Origin of the sequence: Crossiella sp. CA-258035 (genome assembly GCF_030064675.1) — a bacterium.
GTDB lineage: Bacteria > Actinomycetota > Actinomycetes > Mycobacteriales > Pseudonocardiaceae > Crossiella.
Genome location: NZ_CP116413.1, coordinates 6833079 through 6848643 on the forward strand (window position 1 = coordinate 6833079; position 15565 = coordinate 6848643).

At 72.0% G+C, this 15565-nt stretch carries 19 protein-coding genes; 12 read left to right on the forward strand and 7 right to left on the reverse strand.

The features are described 5' to 3' along the window. Positions 1-30 precede the first annotated feature (30 nt). From N8J89_RS30710 to N8J89_RS30720, 3 genes are read right to left on the reverse strand one after another with little or no spacing between them, the layout of a single operon-like run. Complete coding sequence (locus N8J89_RS30710) at positions 31-291, reverse strand: DUF6412 domain-containing protein (RefSeq protein WP_283660484.1); 261 nt, start codon at positions 289-291, stop codon at positions 31-33. A gap of 41 nt (positions 292-332) precedes the next feature. Next, positions 333-668, reverse strand: coding sequence for a hypothetical protein (locus N8J89_RS30715; protein WP_283660485.1), 336 nt, complete (start codon positions 666-668; stop codon positions 333-335). Between the two features lie 6 nt (positions 669-674). Next, a complete protein-coding gene (locus N8J89_RS30720; protein WP_283660486.1) occupies positions 675-1013 on the reverse strand; it encodes an NIPSNAP family protein in 339 nt (112 codons plus the stop codon). 226 nt (positions 1014-1239) lie between these two features. Between N8J89_RS30720 and N8J89_RS30725 the strand changes: the two genes are divergently transcribed. After that, on the forward strand, positions 1240-1407 hold the full coding sequence (locus tag N8J89_RS30725) for a hypothetical protein (protein ID WP_283660487.1): 168 nt from the start codon (positions 1240-1242) through the stop codon (positions 1405-1407). An 84-nt stretch (positions 1408-1491) separates the two neighbouring features. Here the strand turns inward: N8J89_RS30725 and N8J89_RS30730 are convergent, their stop codons facing one another. Then, on the reverse strand, positions 1492-1956 hold the full coding sequence (locus N8J89_RS30730; protein WP_283660488.1) for an Lrp/AsnC family transcriptional regulator: 465 nt from the start codon (positions 1954-1956) through the stop codon (positions 1492-1494). Between the two features lie 205 nt (positions 1957-2161). Between N8J89_RS30730 and pdhA the strand changes: the two genes are divergently transcribed. The 7 genes from pdhA to N8J89_RS30765 all read left to right on the forward strand — a co-directional run bounded on the left by pdhA (position 2162) and on the right by N8J89_RS30765 (position 10244). Next, the gene (gene pdhA / locus N8J89_RS30735; protein WP_283660489.1) at positions 2162-3247 is read left to right on the forward strand and encodes a pyruvate dehydrogenase (acetyl-transferring) E1 component subunit alpha; all 1086 of its coding nucleotides are present in this window, start codon (positions 2162-2164) and stop codon (positions 3245-3247) included. A gap of 3 nt (positions 3248-3250) precedes the next feature. After that, positions 3251-4240, forward strand: coding sequence for an alpha-ketoacid dehydrogenase subunit beta (locus N8J89_RS30740; protein WP_252479547.1), 990 nt, complete (start codon positions 3251-3253; stop codon positions 4238-4240). A gap of 29 nt (positions 4241-4269) precedes the next feature. Continuing rightward, positions 4270-5673: a dihydrolipoamide acetyltransferase family protein gene (locus N8J89_RS30745; RefSeq protein WP_283660490.1), complete on the forward strand. Its 1404-nt coding sequence runs from the start codon at positions 4270-4272 to the stop codon at positions 5671-5673. Positions 5674-5768: 95 nt separating this feature from the next. Continuing rightward, positions 5769-6146, forward strand: coding sequence for a PLD nuclease N-terminal domain-containing protein (locus N8J89_RS30750; RefSeq protein WP_283660491.1), 378 nt, complete (start codon positions 5769-5771; stop codon positions 6144-6146). A gap of 2 nt (positions 6147-6148) precedes the next feature. After that, the gene (locus tag N8J89_RS30755) at positions 6149-6694 is read left to right on the forward strand and encodes a GNAT family N-acetyltransferase (RefSeq protein ID WP_283660492.1); all 546 of its coding nucleotides are present in this window, start codon (positions 6149-6151) and stop codon (positions 6692-6694) included. Between the two features lie 53 nt (positions 6695-6747). Beyond that, a complete protein-coding gene (locus N8J89_RS30760) occupies positions 6748-8457 on the forward strand; it encodes an IucA/IucC family protein (protein ID WP_283660493.1) in 1710 nt (569 codons plus the stop codon). Beyond that, positions 8454-10244: an IucA/IucC family protein gene (locus tag N8J89_RS30765; RefSeq protein ID WP_283660494.1), complete on the forward strand. Its 1791-nt coding sequence runs from the start codon at positions 8454-8456 to the stop codon at positions 10242-10244. The genes N8J89_RS30760 and N8J89_RS30765 overlap by 4 nt, the downstream gene beginning before the upstream one ends. Here N8J89_RS30765 and N8J89_RS30770 read toward each other — a convergent pair. After that, positions 10225-10731 carry a VOC family protein gene (locus N8J89_RS30770; RefSeq protein ID WP_283660495.1) on the reverse strand — a complete coding sequence of 169 codons (507 nt, stop codon included), beginning with the start codon at positions 10729-10731 and terminating at the stop codon, positions 10225-10227. The genes N8J89_RS30765 and N8J89_RS30770 overlap by 20 nt on opposite strands. A gap of 107 nt (positions 10732-10838) precedes the next feature. Here N8J89_RS30770 and N8J89_RS30775 point away from each other — a divergent pair, with 107 nt between their 5' ends. Continuing rightward, the gene (locus N8J89_RS30775) at positions 10839-12080 is read left to right on the forward strand and encodes an alanine racemase (RefSeq protein ID WP_283660496.1); all 1242 of its coding nucleotides are present in this window, start codon (positions 10839-10841) and stop codon (positions 12078-12080) included. On the opposite strand, the gene N8J89_RS30780 is transcribed toward N8J89_RS30775, so the two are convergent. Next, the gene (locus tag N8J89_RS30780) at positions 12068-12763 is read right to left on the reverse strand and encodes an ArsR/SmtB family transcription factor (RefSeq protein ID WP_283660497.1); all 696 of its coding nucleotides are present in this window, start codon (positions 12761-12763) and stop codon (positions 12068-12070) included. The two genes, N8J89_RS30775 and N8J89_RS30780, sit on opposite strands and share 13 nt — an antisense overlap. Before the next feature lie 298 nt (positions 12764-13061). Between N8J89_RS30780 and N8J89_RS30785 the strand changes: the two genes are divergently transcribed. Both N8J89_RS30785 and N8J89_RS30790 read left to right on the forward strand, forming a co-directional pair. Then, entirely contained in the window at positions 13062-13535 is a 474-nt protein-coding gene (locus N8J89_RS30785) for a hypothetical protein (protein WP_283660498.1), read from the forward strand. After that, positions 13532-14299 (forward strand): isocitrate lyase/PEP mutase family protein, encoded by a 768-nt coding sequence (locus tag N8J89_RS30790; RefSeq protein WP_283660499.1) that lies wholly within the window; start codon positions 13532-13534, stop codon positions 14297-14299. The genes N8J89_RS30785 and N8J89_RS30790 overlap by 4 nt, the downstream gene beginning before the upstream one ends. Here the strand turns inward: N8J89_RS30790 and N8J89_RS30795 are convergent. Beyond that, positions 14286-15014, reverse strand: coding sequence for a hypothetical protein (locus tag N8J89_RS30795; protein WP_283660500.1), 729 nt, complete (start codon positions 15012-15014; stop codon positions 14286-14288). The genes N8J89_RS30790 and N8J89_RS30795 overlap by 14 nt on opposite strands. A 112-nt stretch (positions 15015-15126) precedes the next feature. Between N8J89_RS30795 and N8J89_RS30800 the strand changes: the two genes are divergently transcribed. Next, positions 15127-15564: a GNAT family N-acetyltransferase gene (locus N8J89_RS30800; RefSeq protein ID WP_283660501.1), complete on the forward strand. Its 438-nt coding sequence runs from the start codon at positions 15127-15129 to the stop codon at positions 15562-15564. Position 15565 lies beyond the last annotated feature (1 nt).

A 15565-nucleotide genomic window follows, 5' to 3' on the forward strand; every position in this document is an offset into this window, starting at 1 on the left:
TGACCCGGTTTCGCTTGTGCGGTAAGGGATTCAGGCGAAGGCGCGGGTCACGCCGGGGGCTCGTGGACGGGGACGGCCCGGTGCGTCCGGGTCACCGAGTCGCAGGTAGCGGTTGTGCGCGAGGCGGCCGAGCAGGTCCGGGGTCCAGGGCTGGCCCTGGGGCAGCAGGGTGCGCCGGACCTGGGCGAGGAGCTGGCTGGTGAGCAGGGCGGCCAGCAGCGCCACGACCGCGATCGTGGTCAGCAGCAGTGTGTCGGGCGTCCCGACCAGCGCCAGCCATACCCCCTGCACGCCAGCACAACGCGCGGACGGCGCGCGGAGTTCCCGGCCGACTACTGGAGCGCCGAGCCCGCGGTGGGCAGCAGCGGCAGCGCGGTCGGCTCCGCGATCAGCCGCTCGGTCAGCGCGCGCCAGGCCGTCGTCCCCGCGCGCTCCGCCTGGTGCGCGGCCAGCTCCTCGGCAGAGGCGAACCGGCTCAGCCAGAGGAAGGCGTGCTCGCCCTCGCGCACCGGCAGCCGGGGGAAGTTGTTGGCCGCGTACTCGGTGCTGAAGGAGGCCAGTGCTGGGCCGCCGGTCGCGGTGAGCATCGGCGCGAGTTCCGCACGGTGGAACCCGCGGAAGTCCTCGTCGACCGGGCGGTCCAGGAAGCACAGCGTGGCCAGGTACACCCCCGGCTAGGCCCACGGCCCGCGCGGCAGCTCGCCGGTCTCGGGGCGGAGCAGCAGCACGTCGTCGGAGTCGACCATGGTGGCGTTGGCCGCGGCCCGGTGCTCGGCCCAGACCGGTCCCCCGTAGAAGGCGGTCAGCCCGGCCTGCCTGGCGGCCATGTCGGCGAACCCGCGCAGCCACACGAACCGGTCGGCGTCCGCCGGCGTCCGGAACTGGCCGAGCACCCGGATGCCGACCTCCTCCTGCGTGTCCACGAACTCGCGGTCGAACAGCTCGATGAGGTCGCCGACACGCCCCGGATGGAGGGTGTACTGACGAAGTTCGATCACGGAGGGGTACGACATGCGGCTCCTTCGGTAGCGGAAGCCGCACGGTACGACCCATTCACTGCCATCTACCGTCAGGGTTTGGCACGGACGAGGGTTCAACTGCCCACGCTCAGTTACAAACTGTTAAGAAAATTGAGGGAGCATCACCCGTTTGTTGGCCTCATTCCGTTGAGACCCAAGTCACAACGTGCGATCCTGTGACGCAGAGGGATCACCACAGTGGGGAAGGCTGTGATCGTCAATGGCGACCGAAGCAGATGCCTGGTCAACGTTGCTGGACACCTACCGACAGGCGGCGGTGCAAACGCTGAGCTGCCACTTCTGCGCCGACAACCGGTGCAGCGCCTGCAACCAGGTCTGGCCGTGCACCGCGGCCTGCGCCGCGGAGTTCACGCTCGATCTGGACTAGACACCAGCACCGACGCACCAAGCACCCGCGTCACCACCTGAGCCCGTCGCACCGGCCCGTCCGACCGCGGCGGGCTCCCGTGTCTCACCCGGTGAACCGGCCCACCTGCTGCTCCAGCACCCCGACCAGCGGCAACACCCGGTGCGCCACCCGGTCGTTGAGCGCGACCTCGGTCCGGGTCCGGACCACCCCCGGCGTGTTGATCATCCGCTCGATCACCGCCTCCAGGTGCCGGTTGTCCCTGGCCACCACCCGGCACAGGATGTCGCCCTCCCCCGCGATGGAGTGCGCCTCGATCAGCTCCGGGATCGCCGCCAGGCTGCGCGGCACCTCGGCGAACCGCTCCTGCGCCACGTCCACGTGCACGAACGCCAGCACCGGGAAGCCCATCGCGGCCGGGGCCAGCCTGGGCGCGTAGCCGTCGATGACCCCGTCCTTGACCATCCGGTCCAGCCTGGACTGCACCGTCGCCCGCGCCACACCGAGCAGGCGCGCGTACTCCCGCACGCCCGCTCTAGGCTGCTCCATGACCAGGCGGAGCACCGCCAAGTCGAGTTTGTCGAAGGACGTCGAAGACGACGATGTGGTCACTTGGCCCCTCCGCAGGACGGATCAGTACCGGTTCAGCAGGCGTGACCGGCGCCACGTGACTGTGCCATTGGTAAAAGATTTCCGCCAACTATTGAGCCAACGGCCATGTTTCGCTGAGATGGGCCACACTACTTGGCAGTGGAGCCGAGGAGAGGAGCGCGCGGTGACCGTCACCACGGACCAGATGGTCCAGTTGCTCACCCCGACAGGTGAGCGACGGCCGCACCCCGTGTACGAGGGGTTGATCGCCGATCTGGACGGCGCCGCCCTGCGCGGGCTGTACGAGGACCTGGTGGTCGTGCGGCGGATCGACGCCGAGGGCACCGCGCTGCAGCGCCAGGGCCAGCTCGGCCTGTGGGCGCCGATGCTCGGCCAGGAGGCCGCGCAGATCGGCTCCGGCCGCGCGCTGGCCGCCGACGACTTCGTCTTCCCCAGCTACCGCGAGCACGGCGTGGCCTACTGCCGCGGCGTGGACCCGGCCGACGTGTTCGGCATGTGGCGCGGCACCAGCCTGAGCTGCTGGGACCCCTACGACATCAACATGGCCATCCCGGCGATCATCATCGGCGCCCAGGGCCTGCACGCCACCGGCTACGCGCTGGGCCTCAAGCGGGACGGCGCCGAGGCGGCCGCGATCGCCTACTTCGGCGACGGCGCGACCAGCCAGGGCGACATCGCCGAGGCGCTCGGCTTCGCCGCCACCTACCAGGCGCCCGCGGTGTTCTTCTGCCAGAACAACCACTGGGCCATCTCCGAGCCGGTCGGCCTGCAGGCGCAGGTGCCGATCTACCAGCGCGCGGCCGGCTACGGCATGCCGGGCATCCAGGTCGACGGCAACGACGTGCTGGCCGTGCTCGCGGTGACCAGGTGGGCGCTCCAGCGGGCCCGCGAGGGCAGCGGCCCGGCGCTGATCGAGGCGGTCACCTACCGGATGGGCCCGCACACCACCGCCGACGACCCCACCCGCTACCGCCCCACCGGCGAGCTGGAGGAGTGGCGCGAGCGCGACCCGCTCAGCCGGATGCTGGCCCTGCTCCAGCGCGAGGGCCTGGCCGATGAGGACTACCTGGACAGCGTGCGGGCCAAGGCCGACGCGGTGGCCGCCGAGCTGCGCGCGGGCTGCCTGGCCCTGCCCGACCCGGCGCCGCTGACCATGTTCGACAACGTCTACGCCGAAGCGCACCCCCTCGTCGCGGAGGAACGCGCCCAGTACGCGGCCTACCTCGACGGGTTCGAAGGGAGCAACTGACCGATGGCGACCACCAGGATGTCCATGGCCAAGGCCCTCAACGCGGGGCTGCGCAAGGCGATGGAGGACGACCCCAAGGTCGTGCTGATGGGTGAGGACATCGGCAAGCTCGGCGGGGTCTTCCGGATCACCGACGGCCTGCAGAAGGACTTCGGCGAGGACCGGGTGATGGACACCCCGCTGGCCGAGTCCGGCATCATCGGCACCGCGGTCGGCCTGGCCTTCCGCGGCTACCGGCCGGTCTGCGAGATCCAGTTCGACGGGTTCATCTACCCCGCCTTCGACCAGATCGTCTCCCAGGTGGCCAAGCTGCACTACCGGTCACGGGGCAACGTGAAGATGCCGCTGACCATCCGGGTGCCCTTCGGCGGCGGGATCGGCGCGGTCGAGCACCACTCGGAGTCCCCGGAGGCCTACTTCGCGCACACCGCGGGCCTGCGCGTGGTCTCCTGCGCCGACGCCGACGACGCCTACGGCATGCTCCAGCAGGCCATCGCCAGCGACGACCCGGTGCTGTTCTTCGAGCCCAAGCGGCTCTACCAGCACAAGGGCGAGGTCGACCTGGACCGCGCGCTGACCGCGCGGGAACCGCTGCACCAGGCCCGGATCGCGCGCAGCGGCACCGACCTGACGGTGGCCGCCTACGGCCCGGTGGTCGGCACCGCGCTGGCCGCGGCCGAAGCGGCGGCGGAGGAGGGCGTGTCGATCGAGGTGGTGGACCTGCGCACGCTGTCCCCGCTGGACTTCGACACCCTGGAGCAGTCCGTGCTGCGCACCGGCCGCCTGGTGGTCACGCACGAGGCCGCGGTGTTCATGGGCATGGGCGCGGAGATCGCGGCGCGGATCACCGAGCGCTGCTTCTACCACCTGGAGGCCCCGGTGCTGCGGGTCGGCGGGTTCCACCTGCCCTACCCGGCCAGCAAGCTCGAGGAGCACCACCTGCCCGACCTCGACCGCCTGCTGCACGCCACCGACCGCGTGCTCGCGTACTGATCCCCTCACCCGAGTCTTCTGGAGCGGAAGTGGCCGACCTCAAGCAGTTCAACCTCCCCGACCTGGGGGAGGGCCTCACCGAGGCCGAGCTGATCACCTGGCACGTGGGCCCCGGCGAGACGGTGGCGCTCAACCAGATCATCGCCGAGGTGGAGACCGCCAAGGCCGCGGTGGAGATGCCCTCGCCGTACGCGGGCACCGTGGTCGAGCTGCACCACCAGCCGGGCAGCACGATGGAGGTGGGCTCGCCGTTCATCACCATCGACTGCGGCGGCGAGGGTTCGGCCCCGGCCGAGCCCGAGCCCGCCGCGGCTCCGGCTCCGGCCGAGCGGGAGAGCGTGCTGGTCGGCTATGGCGCGAAGACCACGACCAGCAACCGCCGCCGCCCCCGCAAGGACACCCCGGCTCGCCCGGCGAGCACCCCCGCGGCCCCGGTCGCCCCGGCTGCGAGCACCGCCACCCCGGGCTCGCTCGCCGCGCGCAGCTCCCGTCCCGCGGCCAAGCCCCCGGTGCGCAAGCTGGCCAAGGACCTCGACATCGACCTGGCCACCGTGGTCGGCACCGGCCCGCAGGGCACCATCACCCGCCAGGACCTGTTGTCCGCCAACGGCAACGGCGTCTCCGCGCAGGCCGCCCCCGCACCCGCCACTGCCGCACCCGCTGCTGCCCCGGGCGTCCCTGTCGCGCCTGCCGCCACCGCCGCGCCCGCCCAGCCCGCCTTCGACCCGGCCGCCCGCGAGGACCGCGTCCCGGTGCGCGGGGTCCGCAAGCTCACCGCCGAGGCCATGGTCGCCAGCGCGTTCACCGCGCCGCACGTCACCGAGTTCATCACCGTCGACGTGACCCCGACCATGGAGCTGCTCGCCGAGCTGAAGACCAGCTCCGCCTTCGCCGGGGTCAAGCTCACCCCGCTGGCGCTGATCGCCAAGGCGCTGCTGCTCGCGCTGCGCCGCAACCCCTCGCTCAACTCGCGCTGGGACGAGGCGAACCAGGAGATCGTGCTCCCCCGCTACGTCAACCTGGGCATCGCCGCGGCCACCCCGCGCGGCCTGATGGTGCCCAACATCAAGGACGCGGACCGGCTCAGCCTGATCGAGCTGGCCAAGGCCCTCGGCGAGCTGACCCTGACCGCCAAGGACGGCAAGACCCCGCCTGCCGACCTGACCGGCGGCACCATCACCATCACCAACATCGGGGTGTTCGGGGTGGACACCGGCACGCCGATCATCAACCCCGGCGAGGCCGCGATCCTGTGCCTCGGCGCGATCCGCAAGCAGCCCTGGGTGCACAACGACGAGCTGGCGATCCGGCAGGTCACCACGCTGTCGCTGTCCTTCGACCACCGGCTGGTCGACGGCGAGCAGGGATCGCGGTTCCTGGCCGACCTGGCCGCGATCCTGTCCGACACCCGCAACTTCGTCGCCTTCGGCTGAGTCGATCGGGGACGGCGGAACGAACGCTCCGCCGTCCCCGATCGTGCGATACTGGCACTGCTCCAACCGGGTGTCATAGGGGAAGGACGAGCGGAATGCCGTTCGTAGGCGTGTTCGGGCTGCTGCTGCTGGCCCTGTGGATCTTCTGCATCATCGACGTGATCCGCACGCCCGATGGCGAGACCAACCACCTCCCGAAGATGCTGTGGCTGCTGATCGTGATCATCATCCCCACCGTCGGCTCGATCGTGTGGCTGGTGCTGGGCCGCCCGCAGGGCCTGCTCAGCAACGACGGCGGCGCCAGGGGCGCGAGCCCGAGGGTGGCCAACCGATTCCCCGAGTACAACCGGCCGGGACGGCACGTCGCGCAGAACCCGGATGACGACGAGGCGTTCCTGCGCAGCCTGCGCGAGCGGGTCGAGGAACAGCGCCGCGCGGCGCAGCAGAAGGACAAGAAGGAAGACGACCAGTAGTCGTGCTGCTGGACCCGGCCGACCAGGCCCGGGACCTGGACTGCGGCCGGTTCACCCTGCGCCGCCTCGACCCGGACGCCGACCTCGGCCTGCTGCACGCCTGGATGAACGACCCCGAGGTGGCCCGGTTCTGGGAGCTGGCCAAACCCCGCCCGGAGATCGCCGCCTACCTGCGCGCCCAGGCCGGCAACGGCTGGTGCGCGCCCAGCCTCGGCCTGCTGGACGAGGTCCCGATGAGCTACTGGGAGCTCTACGACCCGCACCGCGAGGGCCTGGCCGAGCACTACCCCGCCCAGCCCGGCGACGTCGGCCTGCACCTGCTCATCGGCCCCGGCTCAGCCCGCGGCCGAGGACTCGGCGCGCCGCTGCTGCGCGCGGTCACCGACTGGCAGTTCGCCCAGGACCGGCGGGTCCGCCGGATCGTGGCCGAGCCGGACGTGCGCAACCTGGCCTCCATCCGGGTGTTCGAGCGCGCCGGTTTCACCAGGCGCGGTGAGCTGGACCTGCCCGGCAAACGTGCCGCTTTCATGATCCGCGACACCTGCTGAACGCGACCTCGCCCGTCTAAGCTCCGAACCGGATCACGACGGAGGAGAGGCGAATGGCGGAGCCGGAGCGCAGTGCCGACGCGGTCGCGGTGCAGAACCTGGTGCGCTGCTGGTTGCGGGAGTTCCCGGTGGAGATCGAGGGCGAGGAGCTGACGCTGGCGCTGCCCAGCCTCGGGGTCAGCGTGCTGGTCCCGCTGGACTACACCTCCGCGGTCGGCTGGCACCGTTTCGGCCCGGTCCGCCTGCACACCGGCGCCAGGCTGGACGCCACCACGCTGGCCGCGCTGCTCTCCTTCGAGGCGGCCGCCCGCCGCCCGGACACCGCGGTGGACAACGCCGGGTTCGTCGGCCGGGTGGTCGACTCGCGCAACCGGGTCGCCCGCCACCTCGCGGTGCGCGCCGGCATCGCCGAGGACGCCGAGCCGAACCCGTTCCTGCGCGCCGAACAGGCCGCCGTGCTCGGTCACCCGCTGCACCCCACGCCGAAGAGCCGGGAGGGCCTGAGCCCGGCGGAGGCCGACGCCTACTCCCCCGAGCTCCGCGGCAGCTTCCCGCTGCACTACTTCGCCGCCGACCCCTCGGTGGTGGCCGAGGACTCCGCGCTGGGCCGCCCGGCGCACGAGCTGTTCGCCGAGCTCGCCGGCCCCGAGCTGCGGCTGCCGCCCGGCACCGTCGCGGTGCCCGCGCATCCCTGGCAGGCCAAGGAGATCCGCACCCGCCCCGGCATCCGCGCCCTGCTCGAGGCCGGCCTGCTGCACGACCTCGGCCCGCTCGGCCCGCACTGGACGCCGACCTCCTCGGTGCGCACCCTGTTCCGCCACGACTCCCCGGTGATGCTCAAGTTCTCCCTGGGCATCCGGATCACCAACTCCAAGCGGGAGAACCTGCGCCCGGAACTGGCCCGCGGCCTTCAGGTGCACCGCCTGCTGGAAGCGGGTCTGGCCGAGGTGATCACCGCCGCGCACCCCGGCTTCGGCATCGTCCGCGACCCGGCCTGGCAGGCCGTCAACGCCCCCGGTGAACCCGCTGAGAGCGGCCTGGAGGTGGTGGTCCGGGACAGCCCGTTCCGCGACACCGACCGGGTGGGCGTGGTCGCCGGGCTGATCGCCGAACGCCCCGACCAGCCCACCGGCCGCTCCCAGCTGGCCACCCTGGTGCACGAGCTGGCCGGGCGCACCGGCCGCCCGGTCGAGGAGATCGCGGGCGAGTGGTTCGACCGGTACCTGGAAGCGCTGATCGTCCCGGTGCTCTGGCTCTACGCCAGCCACGGCCTCGGCCTGGAGGCCCACCAGCAGAACACCCTGCTGGTGCTGGACGAACACGGCTGGCCGGTCGGCGGCCGCTACCGGGACAACCAGGGCTACTACTACTCCCAGACCCGCAGCCAGCGGCTGTACCGGTGGTTGCCGGACGTGGGCAAGGACCTCGGCACCCACTGCCCTGACGAGCTGATCGACGAACGCCTGGGCTACTACGTCGGCATCAACAACGTGCTCGGCATGATCGGCGCCCTCGGCTCGGCCGGCCTGGCCGACGAACGCGACCTGCTGGCCACCGCACGCCGCACGCTGGCGCGCCTGTACGCCGAACACGGCGAGGACCTCCGGCTGGCCGCCCTGCTGCTGGACTCGCCGACCTTGCCCTGCAAGGGAAACCTGCTCACCCAGGCGCACGGCATGGACGAGCTGGTCGGCCCGCTGGAGCTCCAGTCGGTATACGTGCCGGTGCCCAACCCGCTCGCGGTGCCGGGAGCCGTGGCATGACCGCCTGGCGGGCAGCGGGAAAGGCGTTGGTGGCCAAGGCGATCGCCGAGTTCTGCTACGAGGAGCTGCTCACCCCGGCGCCCGAGGCCGACCACTACCGCCTCGACTTCCCCACCGCGAGCTACACCTTCGCCGCCACCCGCGGCGCCTTCGGCGCATGGCGGGTCGAGGAGGACTCGGTGCGCCGCCTGGCGAGCAGCGGCCCGCACCACCCCGATCGCGGCACCCCGGCCGAGGACCCGCTGCTCTTCCTCACCGACGCCCGCGCCGCCCTCGGCCTGGACGGCCCGACCACGGCCGAGGCGCTGCGCGACCTCACCGCCACCTGGACCGCCGACACCCAGCTGCTGGCCACCCTGCCCACCGCCGCGGGCCTGGCCGACCTGCCCTACGCCGAGCTGGAGTCCTGGCAGCCCGGCCACCCCTGCATCGTGCTCAACAAGGGCCGCCTCGGCTTCTCCGCCGCCGACGCCCGCCGCTACGCGCCCGAGCACCGCCAGACCTTCCGCCTGCCCTGGCTGGCCGTGCACCGGGACCTGGCCACCTTCGCCGCGGTGCCCGGCGTGACCGCGGACACCCTGATCGCCGAGGAACTGGATCCAGAGACCCGCGCCGAGTTCGCCGCCCGCCTGGACCGCGCCCGCCAGGAGCAGGCCCAGCCCGCCGACGCGGCGGACTACGTGTGGCTGCCGGTGCACCCGTTCCACCTGGAGAACGCGGTGCGCCCGCTGTTCGCCCAGCAGCTCGCCGAGGGCAGCGTGGTCGAGCTGGGCGAGGCCCCTGACCACTACCGCGCGCTGGCCTCGGTCCGCACCCTGGTCAACGTCGACCACCCGGGCAAGCGCAACGTCAAGCTGGCGCTGCTGATCCGCAACACCCTGGTCTGGCGCGGCCTGCCCGCGGAGTCCGCCGCCCAGGCCCCCGAGATCACCCGCTGGCTGCACCGGCTGCCGCACCGCGACCCGTACCTGGCCGGCCGGATGGACCTGCTCGGCGAGGTCGCCTCGGTCGCCGTGCGCCACCCCGGTTTCGCCGCCGTGCCGGACGCCCCGTACCGCTACCACGAGCTGCTCGGCGCGATCTGGCGCGAACCCGCGACCGGCTACCTGGCCGAGGGCGAACGCGCCCGCTCCCTGGCCACCCTGCTGCTCACCGGCTCCGACGGCCGCGCCCTGGTCGCCGAGCTGGTCGCACGCTCCGGCGCCGACCCGCGGACCTGGCTGGCCGCGTTCCTGCGCGCGGTGCTGCCCGGACTGCTGCACGCCTTGCACGGCAACGGGATCGCCTTCTGCCCGCACGGCGAGAACACCCTGGTGGTCTACGGCCCGGACGAGCTGCCGCGGCGGATCATGCTGAAGGACTTCGCCGAGGACGTGAAGCTGCGCACCGAGGACCTGCCCGGCTACGCCGACCTCGCCCAGGCGGCCAAGGCGGTGCTGCTCCGGTGGCGGCCGGACCAGCTGGCGCACTCCGTCCTCTCCGCCATGTTCACCGGCCACTTCCGTTTCCTCACCCCGATCCTGGACCGCCACCTCGGGGTCGGCGAGGACGAGTTCTGGACGATGGTGCGGGCCGAGCTGCTCGCCTACCGCGCCCGGTTCCCGGAACTGGCCGCCCAGCACGAGGAGTACGGCTTCACCGCACCGGAGTTCGACCGGGTCAGCCTCAACCGCGAGCAGCTCACCGGCGGCGGGTTCCACGACCGCGCGGAGAAGGACGAGAACTTCGACGTCGTCCACCGCACCGTGCGCAACCCGCTCGCCGAGGTCATCGCGCCGTCGGCGTGACCAGGTCCGCCCCGGAAACGTACGCCATCGCCTCGACGAACTCCGGCAGCTGCATCCGCCGGTACACCTCCTCCTCCGGCAGGTCCTCGATCCGGGTGTGCAGCCACCACAGGTTGCCGAACGGGTCCCGGACCCGGCCCACCTTGTCGCCGAAGAACAGATAGGTCATCTCGGTGACCGACTCCGCGCCCGCGGCCACCGCCCTGGCGTGCGCGGCGTCGGAGTCCTCGAGGTAGAGCCGCAGGTGCGCCGGGGTCGCCGGCCAGTGCGGCCGGGAGTCGAAGAGCATCACCACGGAGTCGCCGATGCGCACCTCGGCGTGCCCGATCGCGCCGGTCTCCTCGTCCTGCACCCGGCCCAGCTCGACCGCGCCGAACACCTCGGCCAGCCAGTCGATCAGCTCCGCGGTGTGCTGGCCGATGATCCACGGCGTCACGGTGTGGTAGCCCTCGGGCTGAAAGCTCTTGGCGGGGAACGGAACCGTCATCGTCATCTCCCTGGTCACCGGCGCTGGTCCGCGCCGCTGAGAACCAAGCTAGGGGCCAAGTAGGAACGAATCGGTCCTAGATCGAACTCGGTCTAGGATTTTCTTCCGTGGACCTGCCGCTTTCCGCCGGAGGCCGACCCGCGCTCGCCGCGACGGCCGTCCCGCCACACATCCGGGCCGACCTGCTCGCCCGCGCCGGTAATCCACTGGCGCCGGTGAGCGGCTACGTCTACGACCCCGCGGTGGCCGCCGAGCGGGTCCGCGCGCTGCGGGCCGCGCTGCCCGGCTGGGCCAAGATCTGTTACGCGGTCAAGGCCAACACCTATCGGCCGCTGCTGGCCGCGATGGCCCCGCACCTGGACGGCTTCGAGGTGTCCTCGGCCGCCGAAGCCGACCTGGCGCGGGAGGTGTCCCCGACGGCGCTGCTCGTCTCCTCCGGCCCCGGGAAGACCATGCCGACGTTGAACAGACTGCTGCACAACAACATCGGCGTGGTCAACGTGGAGAGCCGGTTGGAGCTGGCCCGGCTGAACCAGGCAGCCGGGCTGGCCGGGCGACGGGTCGCGGTGACCATCCGGGTCAACCCGAAACAGGTCGAGGTGGCCGGTTCGCTGACCATGGGCGGCGCCGCCACGGTCTTCGGCCTCCCGGAGGACGAGGTCCCCGCGGCCCTGGCCGCCGCTGCCGCGCTGCCGAACCTGGACGTCGTGGGTTTCCACGTCCATGCCGTCTGTCAGAACATGGACGCGGCGGCCCACGCCGCCTATGTCCGGTGGTGCCTGGAGTGGAGCGCGGCGACGGCGGCCGAGCACGGTGTTGAGCTGCGCGCCGTCGGGGTGGGTGGCGGGATCGGGGTGCCCTTCGAGGGCGGTCCCGAGTTCGACACTATGGAGTTGTGTGAGCTGCTGGGCGCGATGGCGCCTCCTTCCGGGGTGGACGTGATCTTCGAGCCGGGCCGGTGGTGTGTCACCGACGCCGGGTGGTACGCGGCCGAGGTGGTCGACGTCAAACACGCCTACGGCACCTGGTTCGCCGTGCTGCGCGGTGGCATCAACCACTTCCAGCTGCCCACCTCCTGGGACATCCGGCATCCGTTCGCGGTGCTCCCGGTGGACACCTGGCCGGTGGACTGGCCGCGGCCGGAAGCGGTGGACGTGCCGGTGACCGTGGTGGGTGAGCTGTGCACGCCGGAGGACACGCTGGCACGGGACTTCCAGGTGTCGCGGGTGCGCGCGGGTGATCTGGTGGTGTTCCCGATGGCCGGTTCGTACGGCTACGAGTTCGCGATGCCGCACTTCCTCGGCCATCCGCCCGCCGAGCGGCGGGTGGTGCGCGGTCAGGCCAGCTGAGCCGGATCCAGGCCCAGCAGGTCGGACACGGCGCGTTCACCTGCCGGGGTCAGGCGGACCGCGCGGCCGGTGCCGACTGTCTTGAGCCAGCCACGGTCGCGAAACCGTTGGCACACTTGGGCTCCGGCCGCACCGGCGAGGTGGGTGCGGCGTTCGGTCCAGTCCAGGCAGGCCCGGACCAGCGGCCGTCCGGTCGGCGTGGACAGGTCGGCGCCCAGCTGGTTGGTGAGCCAGGTCCGGCCCTCGGCGGTGAGGCCGAGACCGTCGGCCGAGCTGAGCAGCCCGGCGGTGGTCATGGCGTCGGTAATCGCCACGCCGAGCCGGCCGGCCAGGTGGTCGTAGCAGGTGCGGCCGCGGGCCAGGGCGGCCGCGGCGGTGCTGGCCCGCAGGCCGGCCGGGCGCCGCGGGGCAGGGGTGAGGTGGGCAACGAGACCTTCCAGGAGTTCGGCGGTACGGGCGTCGGCGAGCTGCACGTACCGGTGCCTGCCCTGCCGGCGTTCGGTCAGCAGGCCGCCGGACAGGAGACGGTTGAGGTGTTCGGTGGCGGTGGAGGGGGCGACCTTGGCGTGCGCGGCCAGCTCCCCGGCGGTCCAGGCCCGGCCGTCCAGCAGGGCCAGGCAGATCGCGGCCCTGGTCGGGTCGGCGAGCAGGGCGGCGAAGGCGGCCAGCTCGGTCGAGGTCATGTCCTCATTGTGCGGCCGGATGTTTCGGCCGCGACCGAAACGAACCGCGTCTAGTTTTCGTGTCATGCCTCCGATCGACGGCGAGTCCACTGTGGTCACGGAGCCCGCTGTGGTGCGGGCTGTGCTGATGGACCCACGCTATTTTGTGCCAACTTGGCACCGCCACCCTCGACCAGGTGAACCCGGTTCCGAGGCGGATATGGCCTGGTTACGGGCTTCCGTGGCCCGGTTCAGCGACGGTTCGGCGCATGCGCGGCGGCGCTCCTTAGCATGTGCCGAGCTGGCACACGTACACACGATGGGGTTGTTCCGCTCGGCAGCGGCAAATCCGGCCGCCGATCCGGTGCTGGTGCTGGCTGAGGCCATGGGGCTGACCGGGGTGCGCGCCGCCGCCGTCGCGGCCGTGGCCAGGGCTTATCACCCGCACACCGCGGCGGAGTCGACCCCGGAGGCCGATCGCGCGGTGGCGGAGCTGGTCGAGTGCTGCGGCGGGACCGCCGACGAACGCACCGCGGCCCGGATCTGCCTGCTGGTGCAGGCTTCCGCCGCGACCGCAGCCCTGCGCGCGGCCGTCCGGACACACGGCTCGGTCGAGACCGCGCTCCGGCTGGCCCCACCGGTCCCGCACACCAGGCGGATCGGCCAGGACGGCGTGGAGCTGCTGCTCGAGCTCCGCGGCGACCTGGCCTTCGGCGCGGGCCCGCACGCCTGTCCCGGCCGCGCCCACGCGCTCGCCCTGGTGGCGGGCCAACTCGGAGAGGACTGCCCATGACCACCGACTTCCACGCCCTGCACGCGGGCCCGGAACCGTTGCTGCTGCCCAACGCCTGGGACTTCGGCTCCGCCGCGATGCTGGCCGGGGCCGGTTTCGCCGCGATCGGCACCACCAGCCTCGGCGTCGCGGTCGCCGCCGGACTGCCGGACGCCCAGGGCGCCGCCCGCGCGGAAACCCTTGCCCTGGCCCGGTTGCTGACCCGGCTGCCCTGCCCGGTGACGGTGGACATCGAAGCCGGGTTCAGCGCGGACCCGGCCGAGGTCGGCGGGCTGGCCGCGGAACTGGCCGGGCTGGGGATAGCGGGCATCAACCTCGAGGACGGGCGCTATGCTGGCCTGGCTGATCCCGGACAGCAGGCCGAGTTGATCAGCGCGGTGCGGGTGGCGGCACCAGGTCTGTTCCTCAACGCGCGCACCGACACCTACTGGCTCGGCCAGGGCGACCTCGCGGAGACCCTGCGGCGGGTGCGCCGCTACGTCGCGGCGGGCGCGGACGGGGTGTTCGTGCCCGGACTCACCGAGACCACGGACATCCAGCGGCTGGTCGGCGAGGCCGGGGCCCCGGTGAACCTGTTGTTCGTGCCAGGGCGGCACAGCCTGGCTGAGCTGGGCGAGCTCGGGGTGCGCCGGGTGAGCACCGGGTCCCTGCTGTTCCGCGCGGCGCTGCGGACGGTGGTGGACACGGCGGCCGCGGTGCGCGACGGCGGCCCGATCCCGGCGGTGCCCGGCTATGCCGAGGTCGACCGGCTCACGGCAGGGTGAGCCGAGCGAGCAGCGTGTCGGCGGTGTGCGCCAGCCCTCGCAGCATGATCTTGGCGAGCGCGCCGTGGTCCTTGCTGCCCTTCACCTTCACCATCGGCACGGTGACGCCTACCGTGCTGAGCATGGTCGTGCCGGGGCCGTTGCGAGCGAGGTAGGCGAAGCAGTACAGGGTGTCCGGCGTGTTCGCCTTCTTGTTGCTCGCGCAGAACGCGAACACGCCGTCGACCTTGCTAGTCACCGGGATCCGCTGCTCACCCATCATCTTGAAGGCGCCCTCCTCCTCGTCCTGCCACTCCGGGCAGTGCTGGGTGGTCTGCTCCCGCAGTTCGGTGATCAGCTCCTCGGCCCGCCGGCTCGGGTAGAGGTGCGCGGTGCTGGTCACCAGGCTGGGCGCCGACTCCCAGCGCCGCAGGTAGCCGACCAGGTGCGGGGTGCGCAGCCGGGCCCAGCAACTGATCACCGGTCCAGACTCGATCGGCTCCTCCTGCATCTCGACATCCGCGCTCCTCAGCGTGCCGACGGGCAGCACCGCCTGGAACACCGCCTCGCGGAACACGCGTTCGGTCTCGGCCGCCGACTTCATGGTGGTGACAGGTGGTGCGGTCGTGGTCGTGGTGGGCGCGACCGCCACGGCACCGGCGGGCGGCGGCTCGGCGGACTGGGCGCAGCCGGTCAGCGTCGCGCCTACGAGCACGGTCAGGAGCAGCCGTCTCATGGTTTTCCTCCCCAGTTTGAGCGTTCGCTCAATATGAAAGCAGTTCTTAAGCGATTGCTCAAGTATCGGCGAGCGTGATCGGCTGACCGGACCGCGAGCAGAGGAGCTGGGGATGGTTGAGGTCGGGCCGCTTGGCGAGCAGGAGCGCGACGCCTGGCAGGAGTTGTTCCGCGGCTACACCGAGTTCTACCGGCGGGTGATGCCACAGGAGAGCTACGACCGGGCCTGGCGGGAGTTCCGCGAGGACACCAGGATGCACGCGCTGGGCGCGCGGATCGACGGCCGACTGGTCGGCATCACGCACTTCCTGGTGCACCCGAGCACCTCGTCAGCGGATGTCTGCTACCTCCAGGACCTGTTCACCTCCCCCGAGGCGCGTGGCCGCGGGGTGGCGCGGGCGCTGATCGAGGCGGTGGTGGACTGGGCGCGGGCACGGGAGTGCGCGCGGGTCTACTGGCACACCCAGGAGACGAACGCGACCGCGCGGCGGCTCTACGACCAGGTGGCGCTCAACAAGGGGTTCATCCAGTACCAGGTGCCGCTGGACTGAC